The 18,223-nt window shown below is 54.2% G+C and carries 13 protein-coding genes, 1 tRNA gene and 3 rRNA genes; 5 read left to right on the forward strand and 12 right to left on the reverse strand.

What is annotated here, in order from left to right:
* Positions 1 to 53 precede the first annotated feature (53 nt).
* Positions 54 to 491: an acetyltransferase gene (locus QEN31_RS21945; protein WP_000973248.1), complete on the forward strand. Its 438-nt coding sequence runs from the start codon at positions 54 to 56 to the stop codon at positions 489 to 491.
* A gap of 332 nt (positions 492 to 823) precedes the next feature.
* Here QEN31_RS21945 and rrf read toward each other — a convergent pair.
* From rrf to QEN31_RS21965, 4 genes are all read right to left on the reverse strand, one after another.
* Positions 824 to 939 (reverse strand): 5S ribosomal RNA (gene rrf / locus QEN31_RS21950).
* A gap of 196 nt (positions 940 to 1,135) precedes the next feature.
* Positions 1,136 to 4,040: ribosomal RNA gene (locus tag QEN31_RS21955) — 23S ribosomal RNA — on the reverse strand.
* 193 nt (positions 4,041 to 4,233) lie between these two features.
* Positions 4,234 to 4,309: transfer RNA gene (locus tag QEN31_RS21960), tRNA-Glu, on the reverse strand.
* A 170-nt stretch (positions 4,310 to 4,479) separates the two neighbouring features.
* Positions 4,480 to 6,021: ribosomal RNA gene (locus QEN31_RS21965) — 16S ribosomal RNA — on the reverse strand.
* Together the 16S, 23S and 5S rRNA genes with 1 tRNA gene alongside form the textbook arrangement of a ribosomal RNA operon.
* 623 nt (positions 6,022 to 6,644) lie before the next feature.
* Here QEN31_RS21965 and purH point away from each other — a divergent pair.
* On the forward strand, positions 6,645 to 8,234 hold the full coding sequence (gene purH, locus QEN31_RS21970; protein WP_001187512.1) for a bifunctional phosphoribosylaminoimidazolecarboxamide formyltransferase/IMP cyclohydrolase: 1,590 nt from the start codon (positions 6,645 to 6,647) through the stop codon (positions 8,232 to 8,234).
* A gap of 11 nt (positions 8,235 to 8,245) precedes the next feature.
* A complete protein-coding gene (purD, locus tag QEN31_RS21975; RefSeq protein ID WP_000866771.1) occupies positions 8,246 to 9,535 on the forward strand; it encodes a phosphoribosylamine--glycine ligase in 1,290 nt (429 codons plus the stop codon).
* Here purD and zraR read toward each other — a convergent pair.
* On the reverse strand, positions 9,532 to 10,857 hold the full coding sequence (gene zraR / locus QEN31_RS21980) for a sigma-54-dependent response regulator transcription factor ZraR (protein WP_064239884.1): 1,326 nt from the start codon (positions 10,855 to 10,857) through the stop codon (positions 9,532 to 9,534). The two genes, purD and zraR, sit on opposite strands and share 4 nt — an antisense overlap.
* A 5-nt stretch (positions 10,858 to 10,862) precedes the next feature.
* On the reverse strand, positions 10,863 to 12,260 hold the full coding sequence (gene zraS / locus QEN31_RS21985; RefSeq protein WP_001533549.1) for a two-component system sensor histidine kinase ZraS: 1,398 nt from the start codon (positions 12,258 to 12,260) through the stop codon (positions 10,863 to 10,865).
* Positions 12,261 to 12,513: 253 nt separating this feature from the next.
* Between zraS and zraP the strand changes: the two genes are divergently transcribed.
* Positions 12,514 to 12,969, forward strand: coding sequence for a zinc resistance sensor/chaperone ZraP (gene zraP, locus QEN31_RS21990; protein ID WP_000828129.1), 456 nt, complete (start codon positions 12,514 to 12,516; stop codon positions 12,967 to 12,969).
* 41 nt (positions 12,970 to 13,010) lie between these two features.
* On the opposite strand, the gene QEN31_RS21995 is transcribed toward zraP, so the two are convergent.
* The 6 genes from QEN31_RS21995 to nudC all read right to left on the reverse strand — a co-directional run bounded on the left by QEN31_RS21995 (position 13,011) and on the right by nudC (position 17,365).
* Entirely contained in the window at positions 13,011 to 13,703 is a 693-nt protein-coding gene (locus QEN31_RS21995; RefSeq protein ID WP_001083930.1) for a DUF1481 domain-containing protein, read from the reverse strand.
* Between the two features lie 11 nt (positions 13,704 to 13,714).
* Positions 13,715 to 13,987 (reverse strand): nucleoid-associated protein HU-alpha, encoded by a 273-nt coding sequence (hupA, locus tag QEN31_RS22000; RefSeq protein WP_001044509.1) that lies wholly within the window; start codon positions 13,985 to 13,987, stop codon positions 13,715 to 13,717.
* A gap of 186 nt (positions 13,988 to 14,173) precedes the next feature.
* Positions 14,174 to 14,764 (reverse strand): YjaG family protein, encoded by a 591-nt coding sequence (locus QEN31_RS22005; RefSeq protein WP_000940091.1) that lies wholly within the window; start codon positions 14,762 to 14,764, stop codon positions 14,174 to 14,176.
* A 41-nt stretch (positions 14,765 to 14,805) separates the two neighbouring features.
* On the reverse strand, positions 14,806 to 15,477 hold the full coding sequence (gene nfi / locus QEN31_RS22010; protein ID WP_000362359.1) for a deoxyribonuclease V: 672 nt from the start codon (positions 15,475 to 15,477) through the stop codon (positions 14,806 to 14,808).
* 9 nt (positions 15,478 to 15,486) lie between these two features.
* Positions 15,487 to 16,551, reverse strand: coding sequence for a uroporphyrinogen decarboxylase (hemE, locus tag QEN31_RS22015; RefSeq protein ID WP_000137625.1), 1,065 nt, complete (start codon positions 16,549 to 16,551; stop codon positions 15,487 to 15,489).
* Positions 16,552 to 16,591: 40 nt separating this feature from the next.
* Entirely contained in the window at positions 16,592 to 17,365 is a 774-nt protein-coding gene (gene nudC / locus QEN31_RS22020) for an NAD(+) diphosphatase (RefSeq protein WP_020839714.1), read from the reverse strand.
* Positions 17,366 to 17,457: 92 nt separating this feature from the next.
* On the opposite strand from nudC, the gene rsd reads away from it, so the two are divergent.
* Positions 17,458 to 17,946, forward strand: a complete 489-nt coding sequence (gene rsd / locus QEN31_RS22025) for a sigma D regulator (protein ID WP_000934317.1) — start codon at positions 17,458 to 17,460, stop codon at positions 17,944 to 17,946.
* Positions 17,947 to 18,223 lie beyond the last annotated feature (277 nt).

Below are 18,223 nucleotides of genomic sequence, written 5' to 3' on the forward strand. Positions count from 1 at the left end.
AGTTTCACGACAGCATTTGCATTAGAATAGAAGTAAGCAAAAAAGGAGTGAAGATGATGATTAACATTCGTCGTTCAAGGCATGAGGAAGGGGAAAAACTGATTGCGATCTGGCGTCGCTCAGTCGATGCCACGCACGATTTTCTGTCAAACGCTTATCGGGCCGAACTGGAAGAACTGGTGAGCGATTTTCTGCCAGAAGCGCCACTATGGGTTGCCGTGACCGATCAGGATGAGCCGGTAGGATTTATGCTGCTTACCGGCGAACATATGGATGCGCTGTTTGTCGATCCGGACGTGCGTGGTCAGGGTATCGGTAAGAGATTAGTTGAACATGCGTTAACACTGGCGCCGGGGTTGACAACCAATGTTAACGAGCAAAATACACAAGCTGTTGGATTTTATAAGAAAATGGGATTTAAGGTGACGGGACGTTCGGAGGTTGACGATCTTGGGAAACCGTATCCATTGTTGAATTTAATTTATCCGTGAGTAGTGGTGCTGCCTGATAAGTGCATACAGGCCGGATAAGGCGAAACTGCCATCCGGCGGTGCCGGTTGCCTGATGGCGCTGCGCTTATCAGGCCTACATTTTTACAGTTACCACACACGCAAAGAAGCCCGTCCAGACGGACGGGCTTCTTCACTTGTCTGATGCCTGGCAGTTTATGGCGGGCGTCCTGCCCGCCACCCTACGGGCCGTTGCTGCGCAACGTTCAAATCCGCTCCCGGCGGATTTGTCCTCCTCAGGAGAGTGCTCACCGGCAGACCACAGATAAAACAAAAGGCCCTGTCTTCCGACAGGGCCCTTCGTTTTATTTGATGCCTGGCAGTTCCCTACTCTCGCATGGGGAGACCCCACACTACCATCGGCGCTACGGCGTTTCACTTCTGAGTTCGGCATGGGGTCAGGTGGGACCACCGCGCTAGTGCCGCCAGGCAAATTCTTTGTGCTCTGTCCTGTGTCTTTTACACTGATACGGCGTTGGCTGCTCTTGCGGGCGTCAGTCACATACTTCTGTATGCTCCTTCCGTCGCTGCGTTTGCCGCCTTGTCTCAGCGTAAAATCCTTCGGACTCTGAATCTGAGCTGAAAATTGTTGTCTTCTCAATCCGCCAAAACATCTTCGGCGTTGTAAGGTTAAGCCTCACGGTTCATTAGTACCGGTTAGCTCAACGCATCGCTGCGCTTACACACCCGGCCTATCAACGTCGTCGTCTTCAACGTTCCTTCAGGAGACTTTAAGTCTCAGGGAGAACTCATCTCGGGGCAAGTTTCGTGCTTAGATGCTTTCAGCACTTATCTCTTCCGCATTTAGCTACCGGGCAGTGCCATTGGCATGACAACCCGAACACCAGTGATGCGTCCACTCCGGTCCTCTCGTACTAGGAGCAGCCCCCCTCAGTTCTCCAGCGCCCACGGCAGATAGGGACCGAACTGTCTCACGACGTTCTAAACCCAGCTCGCGTACCACTTTAAATGGCGAACAGCCATACCCTTGGGACCTACTTCAGCCCCAGGATGTGATGAGCCGACATCGAGGTGCCAAACACCGCCGTCGATATGAACTCTTGGGCGGTATCAGCCTGTTATCCCCGGAGTACCTTTTATCCGTTGAGCGATGGCCCTTCCATTCAGAACCACCGGATCACTATGACCTGCTTTCGCACCTGCTCGCGCCGTCACGCTCGCAGTCAAGCTGGCTTATGCCATTGCACTAACCTCCTGATGTCCGACCAGGATTAGCCAACCTTCGTGCTCCTCCGTTACTCTTTAGGAGGAGACCGCCCCAGTCAAACTACCCACCAGACACTGTCCGCAACCCGGATCACGGGTCCACGTTAGAACATCAAACATTAAAGGGTGGTATTTCAAGGTCGGCTCCACGCAGACTGGCGTCCACGCTTCAAAGCCTCCCACCTATCCTACACATCAAGGCTCAATGTTCAGTGTCAAGCTATAGTAAAGGTTCACGGGGTCTTTCCGTCTTGCCGCGGGTACACTGCATCTTCACAGCGAGTTCAATTTCACTGAGTCTCGGGTGGAGACAGCCTGGCCATCATTACGCCATTCGTGCAGGTCGGAACTTACCCGACAAGGAATTTCGCTACCTTAGGACCGTTATAGTTACGGCCGCCGTTTACCGGGGCTTCGATCAGGAGCTTCGCTTGCGCTGACCCCATCAATTAACCTTCCGGCACCGGGCAGGCGTCACACCGTATACGTCCACTTTCGTGTTTGCACAGTGCTGTGTTTTTAATAAACAGTTGCAGCCAGCTGGTATCTTCGACTGACTTCAGCTCCATGAGTAAATCACTTCACCTACGTGTCAGCGTGCCTTCTCCCGAAGTTACGGCACCATTTTGCCTAGTTCCTTCACCCGAGTTCTCTCAAGCGCCTTGGTATTCTCTACCTGACCACCTGTGTCGGTTTGGGGTACGATTTGATGTTACCTGATGCTTAGAGGCTTTTCCTGGAAGCAGGGCATTTGTTGCTTCAGCACCGTAGTGCCTCGTCGTCACGCCTCAGTGTTAAAGTGAACCGGATTTACCTGGAACACACACCTACACGCTTAAACCGGGACAACCGTCGCCCGGCCAACATAGCCTTCTCCGTCCCCCCTTCGCAGTAACACCAAGTACGGGAATATTAACCCGTTTCCCATCGACTACGCCTTTCGGCCTCGCCTTAGGGGTCGACTCACCCTGCCCCGATTAACGTTGGACAGGAACCCTTGGTCTTCCGGCGAGCGGGCTTTTCACCCGCTTTATCGTTACTTATGTCAGCATTCGCACTTCTGATACCTCCAGCATGCCTCACGACACACCTTCACAGGCTTACAGAACGCTCCCCTACCCAACAACACATAGTGTCGCTGCCGCAGCTTCGGTGCATAGTTTAGCCCCGTTACATCTTCCGCGCAGGCCGACTCGACCAGTGAGCTATTACGCTTTCTTTAAATGATGGCTGCTTCTAAGCCAACATCCTGGCTGTCTGGGCCTTCCCACATCGTTTCCCACTTAACTATGACTTTGGGACCTTAGCTGGCGGTCTGGGTTGTTTCCCTCTTCACGACGGACGTTAGCACCCGCCGTGTGTCTCCCGTGATAACATTCTCCGGTATTCGCAGTTTGCATCGGGTTGGTAAGCCGGGATGGCCCCCTAGCCGAAACAGTGCTCTACCCCCGGAGATGAGTTCACGAGGCGCTACCTAAATAGCTTTCGGGGAGAACCAGCTATCTCCCGGTTTGATTGGCCTTTCACCCCCAGCCACAGGTCATCCGCTAATTTTTCAACATTAGTCGGTTCGGTCCTCCAGTTAGTGTTACCCAACCTTCAACCTGCCCATGGCTAGATCACCGGGTTTCGGGTCTATACCCTGCAACTTAACGCCCAATTAAGACTCGGTTTCCCTCCGGCTCCCCTATTCGGTTAACCTTGCTACAGAATATAAGTCGCTGACCCATTATACAAAAGGTACGCAGTCACACCCCAAAGGGTGCTCCCACTGCTTGTACGTACACGGTTTCAGGTTCTTTTTCACTCCCCTCGCCGGGGTTCTTTTCGCCTTTCCCTCACGGTACTGGTTCACTATCGGTCAGTCAGGAGTATTTAGCCTTGGAGGATGGTCCCCCCATATTCAGACAGGATACCACGTGTCCCGCCCTACTCATCGAGCTCACAACACATGCGCTTTTGTGTACGGGGCTGTCACCCTGTATCGCGCGCCTTTCCAGACGCTTCCACTAACACACATGCTGATTCAGGCTCTGGGCTCCTCCCCGTTCGCTCGCCGCTACTGGGGGAATCTCGGTTGATTTCTTTTCCTCGGGGTACTTAGATGTTTCAGTTCCCCCGGTTCGCTTCATTACGCTATGTATTCACGTAATGATAGTGTGACGAATCACACTGGGTTTCCCCATTCGGGTATCGCCGGTTATAACGGTTCATATCACCTTACCGGCGCTTATCGCAGATTAGCACGCCCTTCATCGCCTCTGACTGCCAGGGCATCCACCGTGTACGCTTAGTCGCTTAACCTCACAACCCGAAGATGTTTCTTACGATTCATCATCGTGTTGCGAAAATTTGAGAGACTCACGAACAACTTTCGTTGTTCTGTGTTTCAATTTTCAGCTTGATCCAGATTTTTAAAGAGCAAATATCTCAAACGTGACTCGTAAGTCAGTTTTGAGATACTGATGGCAACGCCTTTCACACATTACCGCGCAAGTGGCGTCCCCTAGGGGATTCGAACCCCTGTTACCGCCGTGAAAGGGCGGTGTCCTGGGCCTCTAGACGAAGGGGACACGAAAATTGCTTATCACGCGCTGCGTGATATTTTCGTGTAGGGTGAGCTTTCATTAATAGAAAGCGAACGGCCTTATTTCTTCAGCCTCACTCCCAACGCGTAAACGCCTTGCTATTTACTTTTCATCAGACAATCTGTGTGAGCACTGCAAAGTACGCTTCTTTAAGGTAAGGAGGTGATCCAACCGCAGGTTCCCCTACGGTTACCTTGTTACGACTTCACCCCAGTCATGAATCACAAAGTGGTAAGCGCCCTCCCGAAGGTTAAGCTACCTACTTCTTTTGCAACCCACTCCCATGGTGTGACGGGCGGTGTGTACAAGGCCCGGGAACGTATTCACCGTGGCATTCTGATCCACGATTACTAGCGATTCCGACTTCATGGAGTCGAGTTGCAGACTCCAATCCGGACTACGACGCACTTTATGAGGTCCGCTTGCTCTCGCGAGGTCGCTTCTCTTTGTATGCGCCATTGTAGCACGTGTGTAGCCCTGGTCGTAAGGGCCATGATGACTTGACGTCATCCCCACCTTCCTCCAGTTTATCACTGGCAGTCTCCTTTGAGTTCCCGACCTAATCGCTGGCAACAAAGGATAAGGGTTGCGCTCGTTGCGGGACTTAACCCAACATTTCACAACACGAGCTGACGACAGCCATGCAGCACCTGTCTCACAGTTCCCGAAGGCACCAATCCATCTCTGGAAAGTTCTGTGGATGTCAAGACCAGGTAAGGTTCTTCGCGTTGCATCGAATTAAACCACATGCTCCACCGCTTGTGCGGGCCCCCGTCAATTCATTTGAGTTTTAACCTTGCGGCCGTACTCCCCAGGCGGTCTACTTAACGCGTTAGCTCCGGAAGCCACGCCTCAAGGGCACAACCTCCAAGTAGACATCGTTTACGGCGTGGACTACCAGGGTATCTAATCCTGTTTGCTCCCCACGCTTTCGCACCTGAGCGTCAGTCTTTGTCCAGGGGGCCGCCTTCGCCACCGGTATTCCTCCAGATCTCTACGCATTTCACCGCTACACCTGGAATTCTACCCCCCTCTACAAGACTCAAGCCTGCCAGTTTCGAATGCAGTTCCCAGGTTGAGCCCGGGGATTTCACATCCGACTTGACAGACCGCCTGCGTGCGCTTTACGCCCAGTAATTCCGATTAACGCTTGCACCCTCCGTATTACCGCGGCTGCTGGCACGGAGTTAGCCGGTGCTTCTTCTGCGGGTAACGTCAATTGCTGCGGTTATTAACCACAACACCTTCCTCCCCGCTGAAAGTACTTTACAACCCGAAGGCCTTCTTCATACACGCGGCATGGCTGCATCAGGCTTGCGCCCATTGTGCAATATTCCCCACTGCTGCCTCCCGTAGGAGTCTGGACCGTGTCTCAGTTCCAGTGTGGCTGGTCATCCTCTCAGACCAGCTAGGGATCGTCGCCTTGGTGAGCCGTTACCTCACCAACAAGCTAATCCCATCTGGGCACATCTGATGGCAAGAGGCCCGAAGGTCCCCCTCTTTGGTCTTGCGACGTTATGCGGTATTAGCCACCGTTTCCAGTAGTTATCCCCCTCCATCAGGCAGTTTCCCAGACATTACTCACCCGTCCGCCACTCGTCAGCAAAGCAGCAAGCTGCTTCCTGTTACCGTTCGACTTGCATGTGTTAGGCCTGCCGCCAGCGTTCAATCTGAGCCATGATCAAACTCTTCAATTTAAAAGTTTGATGCTCAAAGAATTAAACTTCGTAATGAATTACGTGTTCACTCTTGAGACTTGGTATTCATTTTTCGTCTTGCGACGTTAAGAAACCGTATCTTCGAGTGCCCACACAGATTGTCTGATAAATTGTTAAAGAGCAGTGCAACGCGGCTTTCGCTCACCGTTGCGAGGTGGCGTATATTACGCTTTCCTCTTTCAGAGTCAACCCTGAATTTCAGGATTTTTCTCTTCAACCGACCGGCTGTTTGTGTGAAGTGATTCACATCCGCCGTGTCGATGGAGGCGCATTATAGGGAGTTCTCTGCTGACCGCAATAGAAAAATTGCAGAAAAATGACTGTTTGCTGCATTCCCCAGCAAAACCCCTGGTTATACCCATTTACGCACAGACTTATCCACAAAATGCGCGTTCATCTCCTGGATCTTCTCACTCTGCAAATGATCTTTCAGGGATAAAAGCGGGGCCAGAATTTAAAAAGAAAAATTCGCGAGCGTTGCGCAAACGTTTTCGTTACAATGTCGCCGCAAAATGAGAATACCCCATAAGGGGCGTTAGCTGAGTTTTTCACGAAAAATTCAGCTAACGCTCTCTGTAATCGTCAAATCCAGGGGATTTACCATGCAACAACGTCGTCCAGTCCGCCGCGCTCTGCTCAGTGTTTCTGACAAGGCCGGTATCATCGAATTCGCCCAGGCACTTTCCGCACGCGGTGTGGAGCTGCTGTCTACGGGGGGCACCGCCCGCCTGTTAGCAGAAAAAGGCCTGCCGGTGACCGAAGTTTCCGATTACACCGGTTTTCCGGAAATGATGGATGGACGCGTAAAGACCCTGCATCCAAAAGTCCACGGCGGCATCCTCGGTCGTCGCGGCCAGGACGATGCCATTATGGAACAGCACCACATCGCCCCTATCGATATGGTTGTCGTTAACCTGTATCCGTTCGCCGAAACCGTAGCACGCGAAGGCTGCTCGCTGGAAGATGCGGTAGAGAACATCGATATCGGCGGCCCGACCATGGTGCGCTCTGCTGCGAAGAACCATAAAGACGTCGCTATCGTGGTGAAGAGCAGCGACTACGACGCCATTATTAAAGAGATGGATGCTAACGAAGGTTCTCTGACCCTCGACACCCGTTTCGATCTCGCGATTAAAGCCTTCGAACACACCGCCGCCTACGACAGCATGATTGCCAACTACTTCGGCAGCATGGTTCCGGCCTACCACGGTGAGAGCAAAGAAGCCGCCGGTCGCTTCCCGCGTACGCTGAACCTGAACTTCATTAAGAAGCAGGATATGCGCTACGGCGAGAACAGCCACCAGCAGGCTGCCTTCTATATAGAAGAAAATGTGAAAGAAGCGTCCGTTGCCACCGCAACCCAGGTTCAGGGTAAAGCCCTCTCTTATAACAACATCGCCGATACCGATGCGGCGCTGGAATGCGTGAAAGAGTTCAACGAGCCGGCCTGCGTGATCGTCAAGCACGCTAACCCATGCGGTGTGGCGGTAAGTACCTCTATTCTCGACGCTTACGACCGCGCATACAAAACCGACCCGACCTCCGCCTTCGGCGGCATCATCGCCTTCAACCGCGAGCTGGATGCCGAAACCGCGCAGGCCATCATCTCCCGCCAGTTCGTAGAAGTGATCATCGCCCCATCCGCCAGCGAAGAAGCGCTGAAAATCACCGCCGCCAAGCAGAACGTGCGCGTTCTGACCTGCGGTCAGTGGGCACAGCGTGTGCCGGGTCTGGACTTCAAGCGTGTTAACGGCGGCCTGCTGGTTCAGGATCGTGACCTGGGTATGGTGAGCGAAGCTGAACTGCGCGTGGTTTCCAAACGCCAGCCGACCGAGCAAGAGCTGCGCGATGCGCTGTTCTGCTGGAAAGTGGCAAAGTTCGTGAAATCTAACGCCATTGTTTACGCCAAAGAGAATATGACCATCGGCATAGGCGCAGGCCAGATGAGCCGCGTCTACTCCGCGAAAATCGCCGGGATTAAAGCGGCTGACGAAGGTCTGGAAGTGAAAGGTTCCGCGATGGCCTCTGACGCGTTCTTCCCGTTCCGTGACGGTATTGATGCCGCTGCCGCCGTTGGCGTGAGCTGTGTGATCCAGCCTGGCGGTTCTATCCGTGATGACGAAGTGATTGCCGCTGCCGACGAACACGGTATTGCGATGATCTTCACTGACATGCGCCACTTCCGCCATTAATGGAGCGAAACATGAAAGTATTAGTGATTGGTAACGGCGGACGCGAACACGCGCTGGCCTGGAAAGCCGCACAGTCGCCGCTGGTTGATACCGTTTTTGTCGCACCGGGTAACGCCGGTACCGCGCTGGAGCCCGCGTTGCAGAACGTGGCTATCGGCGTCACCGATATTCCGGCGCTGCTGAGCTTTGCCCAGAACGAGAAGATTGATCTGACCATCGTCGGTCCGGAAGCGCCGCTGGTGATCGGCGTGGTCGATGCGTTCCGCGCGGCGGGTCTGAAGATCTTTGGCCCAACCGAAGGAGCCGCGCAACTGGAAGGCTCCAAAGCGTTCACCAAAGATTTCCTCGCCCGTCATCAGATTCCGACGGCGGAATACCAGAATTTCACCGAGATTGAGCCAGCCCTGGCTTATCTGCGTGAGAAAGGCGCGCCGATCGTCATCAAAGCTGACGGTCTGGCTGCCGGTAAAGGCGTTATCGTGGCGATGACGCTGGAAGAAGCCGAAGCCGCCGTTCATGACATGCTGGCAGGCAACGCCTTTGGCGACGCGGGCCACCGTATCGTGATTGAGGAGTTCCTCGACGGCGAAGAAGCGAGCTTTATCGTGATGGTCGACGGCGAGCACGTGCTGCCGATGGCCACCAGCCAGGATCACAAACGCGTAGGCAACGGCGATACCGGCCCGAACACCGGCGGCATGGGGGCTTACTCTCCGGCTCCAGTGGTGACCGATGAAGTCCACCAGCGCACCATGGAACGGATCATCTGGCCAACCGTGAAAGGCATGGCGGCAGAAGGGAATACCTATACCGGCTTCCTGTACGCGGGTCTGATGATCGACAAGCAGGGCAACCCAAAAGTGATCGAGTTCAACTGCCGCTTCGGCGATCCGGAAACCCAGCCGATCATGCTGCGCATGAAGTCGGATCTGGTGGATCTTTGCCTGGCCGCCTGCGACGGCAAGCTGGATGAGAAAACCTCCGAGTGGGACGAGCGCGCTTCATTAGGCGTGGTGATCGCCGCGGGCGGTTATCCGGGCAACTACAACACTGGCGATGAGATCCACGGCCTGCCGCTGGAAGAAGTGGCTGACGGTAAGGTTTTCCACGCGGGCACCAAACTCGCCGATGACGACCGTGTGCTGACCAGCGGCGGTCGCGTACTGTGCGCCACCGCGCTGGGCCACACCGTGGCTGAGGCGCAGAAACGCGCTTACGCCTTGATGACCGACATCCGCTGGGACGGCAGCTTCAGCCGTAACGACATCGGCTGGCGCGCCATTGAGCGTGAGCAAAACTAACGGCTGAGTTTAGCCAGCAGCGTTTTGCGCGTAATGCCCAATTGGCGGGCGGCTTCCGTTTTGTTGCCGCCCGTTTTTTCCAGCGCAGCCAGAATCACCTCTTTTTCGACGTCCACCAGCGGTTGGATCTCACCACTGTATTCCGTTTTTATCGGCGTCGCGGCAATAGCGAGAGGCAATTCGCGTTCAGAAATGTATTCTCCCGTCAGCAACACCACCGCCCGCTCGATAGCGTTTTCCAGCTCACGGATATTGCCCGGCCAGTCGTAGTGGATCAGCAGATCCATCGCCTGCGGCGTAAACCCCTTCACCGCTTTTCGGTTACGTTCGGCAAAACGCCGCAGAAAATGGTCTGCCAGTAGCGGAATATCTTCCCGACGCTGGCGCAAAGTAGGCATTTCAATCGCCACCACATTCAGGCGGTAATAGAGATCCTGGCGAAAGCGACCGGCACTCACCTCTTCCGCCAGGTCGCGGTGGGTAGCGGCAATTAACCGAACATCCACAGATATCGTCTGGTTACTTCCCACGCGTTGCACTTCGCGCTCCTGAATCGCCCGCAGCAAACGTACCTGCATTAACGGCGAGATATCGCCGATTTCATCAAGAAACAATGTCCCGCCGTCAGCTTCGACAAAGCGTCCCTCCCGACGTTTATCCGCGCCGGTAAACGCGCCTTTTTCGTGGCCGAACAGCTCAGACTCCAGCAGCGATTCATTAAGCGCGGCGCAGTTGAGCGTGACCAGCGGTTTATCGCTCCTGGCGCTACAGGCGTGTAGCGCCCGCGCCACCAGCTCTTTACCCGTGCCGGAGTCTCCGTGAATCAATACCGTGGCGTCTGATGGTGCGACCATCGCGATTTCATTCAGTAAATGTTGCATCGCCGGACTGCTGCCAATCATGCCAAACTGCGCAGCCGACGCCGATGGCAATTCAGCGCCCGTTTCCCGCGTATGCGCCAACGCCTTTTCCAGCGTCTCCTGCAGACGGTCAAAATCCAGCGGTTTAATTAAATAGTCGAGCGCGCCGGCTTTCAACGCCTCTACCGCCGTTTCCACGCTGGAAAATGCCGTCATAATCAAAATCGGAATGGCGGGATTGAGCGCTTTAATCTCCTTCAGCGTGGCGATACCGTCCATCTCCGCCATACGCACATCGCACAGTACCAGATCAAAGACTTTCTCACGCACCTGAGCCAACGCATCATGCCCACTGTAGGCCAGAGCGACGTTATAGCCCCAGCCCCGAAACAGCGCCTGTAAAATCGTGCAGTGGCTTACATCATCATCCACAACCAGAATATCGATTTTTCCGCGTATCACCCTTGTTAATCCTGTTGTCTCGCTATCACTGGCAACCAGATAGTAAAGACCGCGCCTTTACCCTCAATACTTTTCACCTTAATCGCGCCGCCATGCTGTTCGATGATATTTTGCACCACCGCCAGCCCCAGACCTGTCCCGTCAGCTTTGGTCGTAAAATAAGGCGTAAAAATCGCCTCCAACTGATCCGGGGCGATCCCTTTCCCGCTATCGGTAACAGTGATGATAACGCGGTCGGTCCCACTTTCTTTTGCCTCTACGCTAATCGTTCCCTGGCGGCCAATCGCATGAATAGCGTTCAGGTACAAATTCAACAGCACCTGAGTCAGCCTGTCCGGGTCAGCCTGAATACGCTTAAGCGTCTCATTCGCCGTGAACCTCAACTGAATCTCTCTGCTTTGGGCATCCTGACTGACCAGATTCAGGGAGTGAGTAATAATATCATTGAGGTTAACCGTCTGGAGCGTCAGATGCGCGGGCTTTACCAGTTCGAGCAATTCGCTTACCACCCGGTTCAAACGGTCGGCCTCTTTGGCCATCACCTGCGCCAGTTCATGCGACTCGCCGCCGGCAGGCGTGCGCTCGGCAAAGTATTTCGCCAGCCCTTTGATGGACGAGAGCGGGTTACGAATTTCGTGCGCGACGCCCGCCGCCAGATGCCCCATCGCCACCAGCTTTTCTTTACGCTTCATTGCATCAAGCAGTTCTCTGTGCGAGCGCTGATAACGCTGATGCCAAAAAAACGCCAGTAACGTTGCCAACAGCACCGCCGCTAACGCAGACAAAACAATCAGCGTATTACGCCACTCCCTTGCCTGTGTCGCGGCCAGCTCGCTGGCGTCAAAGGCAATAAAAATAGTTTGTTTCGCTGGTTCGTCGTCATTGGCGCTACGCGCCATGCCGTGCCCCCTCATACCGTGACCTCTCATACCGAAAAGCGGCTGGAACTGACGGTAAATTTCCAGCGCAGGCACCGTCTCGCCGTTAGCAGCAACGTCGACACGCCGCCAACGCTCCTGCGGCCCGGGGTTTAGTTGATGCATTTCAGATGCGGAATAGAGCGATTTGCCCACCATGCCAGGGTTGCTATGAGTAATGATTACCCCCTGCGCATCCGTTACGGCGAACCACAACACGCCTGGCTGACCCGCCATCTCTTCCAGCAATGTCTGCTGCTGCGCGTGATGCATCCGCATTCCCATACCTACTCGCGTGCCGGACTCCAGAGCGCGAATGAGTACATTTCCCTTTTCCAGCAGCGTCTGCCTGGCGGCAGCGCTCTCACGGCCATAGTCGCGAATGACCATAATGGAAAATAGCCCCACCAGAATGAAGATCGCCACAGGTAACAGTCGACTCAACCACGTTGCAGCGGCATCTTTATGTAATCGTATAAAACTCACAGGCTTCCCCGGCTCGTTTTTATTTTCCTTACTTAAGCAGAGATCATGCCATTCTTCGCTCCGCATAACCGCGCGGTGTCGCACACCCTTTCGGATACTAGTGGGTAAAAATGACTCGCCAGGCGGGTCATGCGAGTCATTTTTACTCGCTTTTTGCCGCCTGAGGCGGGTTAACTCGCTGCCCGACAAGGAATAGTTACCTGGCACGGAAGATGCAAGAGAGAGGATAAGATGAGCAACAGGAGAACGCAAAATGAAACGGAACAATAAATCAGCTATCGCGCTAATCGCCCTCTCTCTTTTGGCCCTGAGCTCCGGCGCCGCCTTCGCCGGGCATCACTGGGGCAACAATGACGGTATGTGGCAACAGGGAGGTAGCCCGTTAACCACGGAACAGCAGGCGACGGCGCAGAAGATTTATGATGATTACTATACGCAGACCAGCGCGCTGCGCCAGCAACTGATATCCAAACGTTATGAATACAACGCGCTACTGACCGCCAGTTCGCCGGATACTGCGAAAATTAACGCGGTTGCCAAAGAGATGGAGTCATTAGGCCAGAAGTTAGATGAGCAACGCGTGAAACGGGATGTCGCGATGGCGCAGGCTGGCATACCACGCGGCGCAGGAATGGGCTATGGCGGTTGCGGCGGCTATGGCGGCGGTTATCATCGCGGCGGCGGTCACATGGGTATGGGAAACTGGTAAAGCATGTTTGCCGAATGGCGGCTTCGCCATCCGATATTCCATCAAAAGCTTTTCGCTTGCGGCTGCCAGTGACAAAAATCTGAATTCGCCACCAGCAAAAGTTGCGATCCTTCCGGCGCCTCCAGCCATGCTACGCTCACCTCTACCGATGAGTGGTTCTGGCGGCGCTCAATGTGGCTTATTGCCCAGGAATCCAGATCCGGTTTCAGCGTTTCACCTTCACAGGTGGTTACCGTATGGTCGGCGTGCCAGCGTCCCTGGCGTAGTATGACCCGCCCCAGGCGCAAGGCGTCGCTGGTCTGACGGATTTGTTCGGCGCGATAGCGATACAAGGCAATCTGATCGTTGGAAAGCTGCTGCTTCTGCCCCCCGACTTCACGCTGCATAAAACTGAGTTCGCCATGAGCGTCGAAACGCGCGCGAATATGTTCTGGCGGTTTGCTGTAAATATTGAGTTCAATAAGCGAAAGCGTATCACCCTGCCAACGATATTCGCTGGTCGTCGTGCTGCCGCTATGCCACGGGCTAAAAACAGAAAGCAGATGGACTTCATCGTTCGTATCTTTACGCCAGATACGCACCGCGCCGTGATCGCCGGCAAAGCCGCTGGCAGTAAACGGAGGCGGTGAAGCGTTATGACTGCAGGCAGTCAGCAACAGCGCGCCAGAAAACAGAAACGCGCGACGCCAGACAGACAAAAGGGGCTGACGAGCCCCTTCGATAAAACTGTTCACAGCTACGCGTCTTACTTAACTGCGTCTTTCAGAGCTTTACCAGAAACAAACGCCGGTACGTTAGCGGCGGCGATTTTGATTTCTTTACCGGTCTGTGGGTTACGGCCAGTGCGCTCAGCACGGTGGTTCACTTTGAAGGTACCGAAACCAACCAGTTGTACAGCATCGCCTTCTTTCAGAGACTCAGTAATAGCAGCCAGAGTGGATTCCAGAGCAGCTTTAGCCTGGGTTTTGGACAGTTCTGCTTTGTCTGCAATTACATCAATCAGTTGAGTCTTGTTCATAAGTTATCCTTACAATGTGTTTATCGCTTGCTAAGCATCGAGTGCGACGGAAATGCCAGAAAAGCACTCTCCTGCATACACGCACCGATAGCCACTTTTTTTCGCCTCCCAAATGTAGACCAGACGGGGGGCATAAGGGAAGCCTTATGGCACGACAAATCAGACGTTAAATCACGTTTTCTGGTGTCATTGCTGAAAATTTATACCGATATTGCTCTCACCAGCCTCGCGCAGGTCTGCCCTGAGCCCTTTTATCAGTTCAATATCGCGTTCTTCGCAGTCGGCTAAAAGTCGGAATATTTCCCACTGAATATCCCATTCCAGTTCAACGGCAGGGTTCGTTTTGAGCTCCTCATCGGTCATTTCCCGACCAGCCTGAGTCATTTCCAACATCGCCACCGTAGTAATGGAAGTCTTACTAACCTCAATAGCGTGTTCCAGCGTTTCGCCGCTAAGACGAGAATGCATTAATTCGCTTAATGCGACGCAGGCATCAATCGCTGGGTAAACGCCGTACAGATCATAGTCGTCAGCTGCCGGAATTGCCTCTTCAAACTTCTCCAGTTGGCTATCGAAATTGACCTTTGCATCTTTCACCGTCAGGGTTTCCCAGATCAGATCCAGAATGCGACGGTAGATCTGTCCGTCGCCGAATTCCGTCTGCTTGCAAAACATGGCGTAGTTCGGGTACATGCGCTCGCACAAGCAGGCCATAAAGGTAACGTGCTGCCAGCTTTCCAGCCGCTCCAGACGCAAATGAATCGGGTTTTGTAACATGATGGAATCTCGAATCGGAAATTAGCGGCAGTTTACCTGAATCAGCGCTGAATTTCTTGCCAACGAACAAACGCCGGACGCCCGGAAGCGACGGCATCCGCCCAGCGCGTCGGCTCCGGCAGGCGATACCCTTTCATACAGCGCTGTACCCACGCCAGCGCGCTGTCAGTACTGACCCGGTGCCCTGTCGCGATAAACAGCGGATTACAGCGCGCCTTGCTGCGCCATACCCACGCCAGTTGCTCGCCTTTATCCATTAAGGGGCTAAGTGCGCCAGGTTCGGCGGAAAGTGGTTCAAATTTACCGCATAGCCGTTTTTTCGCTACGCCGATGGTCGGCACGTCCACCAACAGTCCAAAATGGCTGGCCACGCCAAGCCGACGCGGATGCGAAATACCGTGACCGTCCACAAACAGCAAATCGGGCTTTTGCGAGAGCTGTTCCCACGCCGCCAGCAGCGCAGGATATTCACGAAAAGAGAGAAAGCCGGGGATATACGGCATGGTGGTGGCAATACGCGCCACCTTGTACTCTACCAGTTCAAGCGACGGATATTTCAACAATACCATCGCCGCCCGCGTCACCTCGCCCCCCTGCTCAAAACCGACGTCCGCCCCGCCGATAAACGCTGGCGGATCTTTGTCCAGGCGATCTTCGCGGCAAACCGATGAGGCAAGTTCTATCTGTTGAGCGCGTAGCGACGCGAGATCCATGCTAACTCCTTAGTTGTGATACTGCGCAGAAAGTCGGTGCACTGCCTCCACAAATGCGCCAGCATGTTCTGGCGGCACATCCTGATGGATGCCATGTCCAAGGTTAAAGACGTGCCCTTCTCCCTGACCGAAACCAGCAAGTATAGTCGCTACTTCGTCTTCGATCCGTGCCGGCGGCGCATACAGCATCGAGGGGTCCATATTGCCCTGCAGCGCCACTTTATGGCCAACGCGACGGCGCGCATCGGCGATATCTGTCGTCCAGTCGAGACCCAGCGCGTCGCAGCCGGTTTCCGCCATCGCCTCCAGCCACTGACCGCCACCTTTAGTGAACAGCGTTACCGGCACCCGGCGACCGTCGTTTTCACGCAGCAGGCCATCGACGATTTTATGCATGTAGTAGAGGGAGAATTGCTGGTAATCGCGGCCAGTCAGCACGCCGCCCCAGGTATCGAAAATCATCACCGACTGCGCGCCCGCTTTAATCTGCGCGTTGAGGTACAGCGTGACGCTTTTCGCCAACTTATCCAGCAGCAGATGCAACGCCTGCGGGTCGGCGTACATCATCTTTTTAATCACCGTGAAGGCTTTGCTACTGCCGCCTTCCACCATGTAAGTCGCCAGCGTCCACGGGCTGCCGGAAAAGCCGATCAGCGGAACCTCGCCTTTTAGTTCGCGGCGGATGGTCCGTACCGCATTCATCACATAGCCCAGTTCATCCTCCGGATCGGGAATGGGCAGCTTATCGACATCGCCTTTGCAGGTGACAGGAGCCGTAAAGCGCGGGCCTTCCCCGGCTTCAAAATAGAGCCCCAGGCCCATCGCGTCCGGAATCGTCAGGATATCCGAGAAAAGGATCGCCGCATCAAGCGGATAACGGCGCAGCGGCTGTAAAGTGACCTCGCAGGCCAGTTCGGCATTTTTGCACAGCGACATAAAATCGCCCGCCTGAGCGCGAGTGGCTTTGTACTCCGGTAGATAACGGCCCGCCTGGCGCATCATCCACACTGGCGTAACATCAACGGGCTGGCGCAGCAGCGCACGTAGATAACGATCGTTTTTGAGTTCGGTCATTTTTACATTCCTTTAGCGTTGATGCGCCCAGTGTAACATGTCAATCATATTCAGCCCGACACATTGCCACCGTATCTTCGATCAAACGGCGCGCGACGGTGCCCGGTGGCGGTAGTAGCGGCAGATCGTCATAACGGTACCAATTTGCTTCCAACAGTTCTTTCGGGTCGATGACAATCTCGCCGCTGTCATACTCCGCCATAAAAGCGGTCATCAACGACTGCGGGAAAGGCCACGGCTGGGAAGTCACATAGCGCAGATTTTTCACCTTAATCCCGCTCTCCTCCATTACCTCTCGCGCGACCGCCTGTTCTAAGGTTTCGCCGACTTCAACAAACCCGGCCAGTACCGTATGCACGCCGTTGCGGTGGCGAACGTGCCGGGCAAGGAGGATCGAATCCTCACGGCGAATGGCAACAATAATGCAGGGGGCGATTTGCGGGTAGTAACGCTCGCGGCAATGGCTGCACAGCATCGCCCATTCGGTTTTACTCGGGTGCATAGGGTGCCCGCAATAGCCGCAAAATTTATGCGACCGATAAAACTCCGCCAACTGTACGCCACGTCCCGCCAGTTGGAACAACCCGGCATCCTGATCGATAATCTGGCGAACCGATCCCATATCATGGCGTCGATGCTGTAACACCAGCCAGACGGGCTCGCCTTGCCATTCACCTATCCGGAGTGCGCGCTGCCCCACAAGATCGAAATTTGCCGCCAGCCCGTGTGGTAATTCCCCATACGGCAACCATAATTTTTGTTCATGGCTGACGATCCACCAGCCACTATCTAATTTCTCAATTATACGATCCATAGCTCTTGCACTACCTTTGCTTCACTGGCATGTTGTTAACATTATTTTTACATTCATGGCGAGCAGCCTTTATCTAACTTGCGGAGACAATCATGCTAAACCAGCTGGAAAACCTGACGGAGCGCGTTGGCGGAAGCAACAAACTGGTCGATCGCTGGCTGGATGTACGTAAGCACCTGCTCGTGGCTTACTACAACCTGGTTGGCATTAAGCCTGGCAAAGAATCGTACATGCGGCTGAATGAAAAAGCGCTGGATAATTTTTGTCAGAGCCTGGTCGATTACCTTTCCGCCGGGCACTTCAGTATTTATGAACGTATTCTCCATAAATTGGAAGGAAACGGTCAGCTTTTACATGCGGCAAAAATCTGGCCGCTGCTGGAAGATAATACGCAGCGCATTATGGATTATTACGACACCAGCCTGGAAACTGCCATCGATCACGATAATTGTCTCGAATTTCAACAAGCTCTGTCAGATATCGGCGAAGCGCTGGAAGCCCGCTTTGTGCTGGAAGACAAGCTGATTATGCTGGTGTTTGACGCGATGCACGACGGCGCCAGAGTCAAACGTCCCGCTTGAGTTCTGCGCGAGTAACGGGTAGTTTACTTCAGCCCCCTCTTCGGAGGGGCGGTTATCTTGTCGGAGTGCTAATTTTCCACAAAAGCGTTCGTGATGCGTCAAGGCGGCAAGTCGGTGAATCTCCAGGAGCTTACATAAGTAAGTGAATGGAGTGAGCGGACGAAGCCAACGAAGAGGCAGCGCGAAGGATGAAGTGGAAAAGGCTGAGACCGTTAATTCGGGATCCGCGGAACCTGATCAGGTTAATACCTGCGAAGGGAACAAGAGTAATTCTGCT

Source organism: Salmonella sp. SA15303, assembly GCF_029962125.1.
Classification (GTDB): Bacteria; Pseudomonadota; Gammaproteobacteria; order Enterobacterales; family Enterobacteriaceae; genus Salmonella; species Salmonella enterica.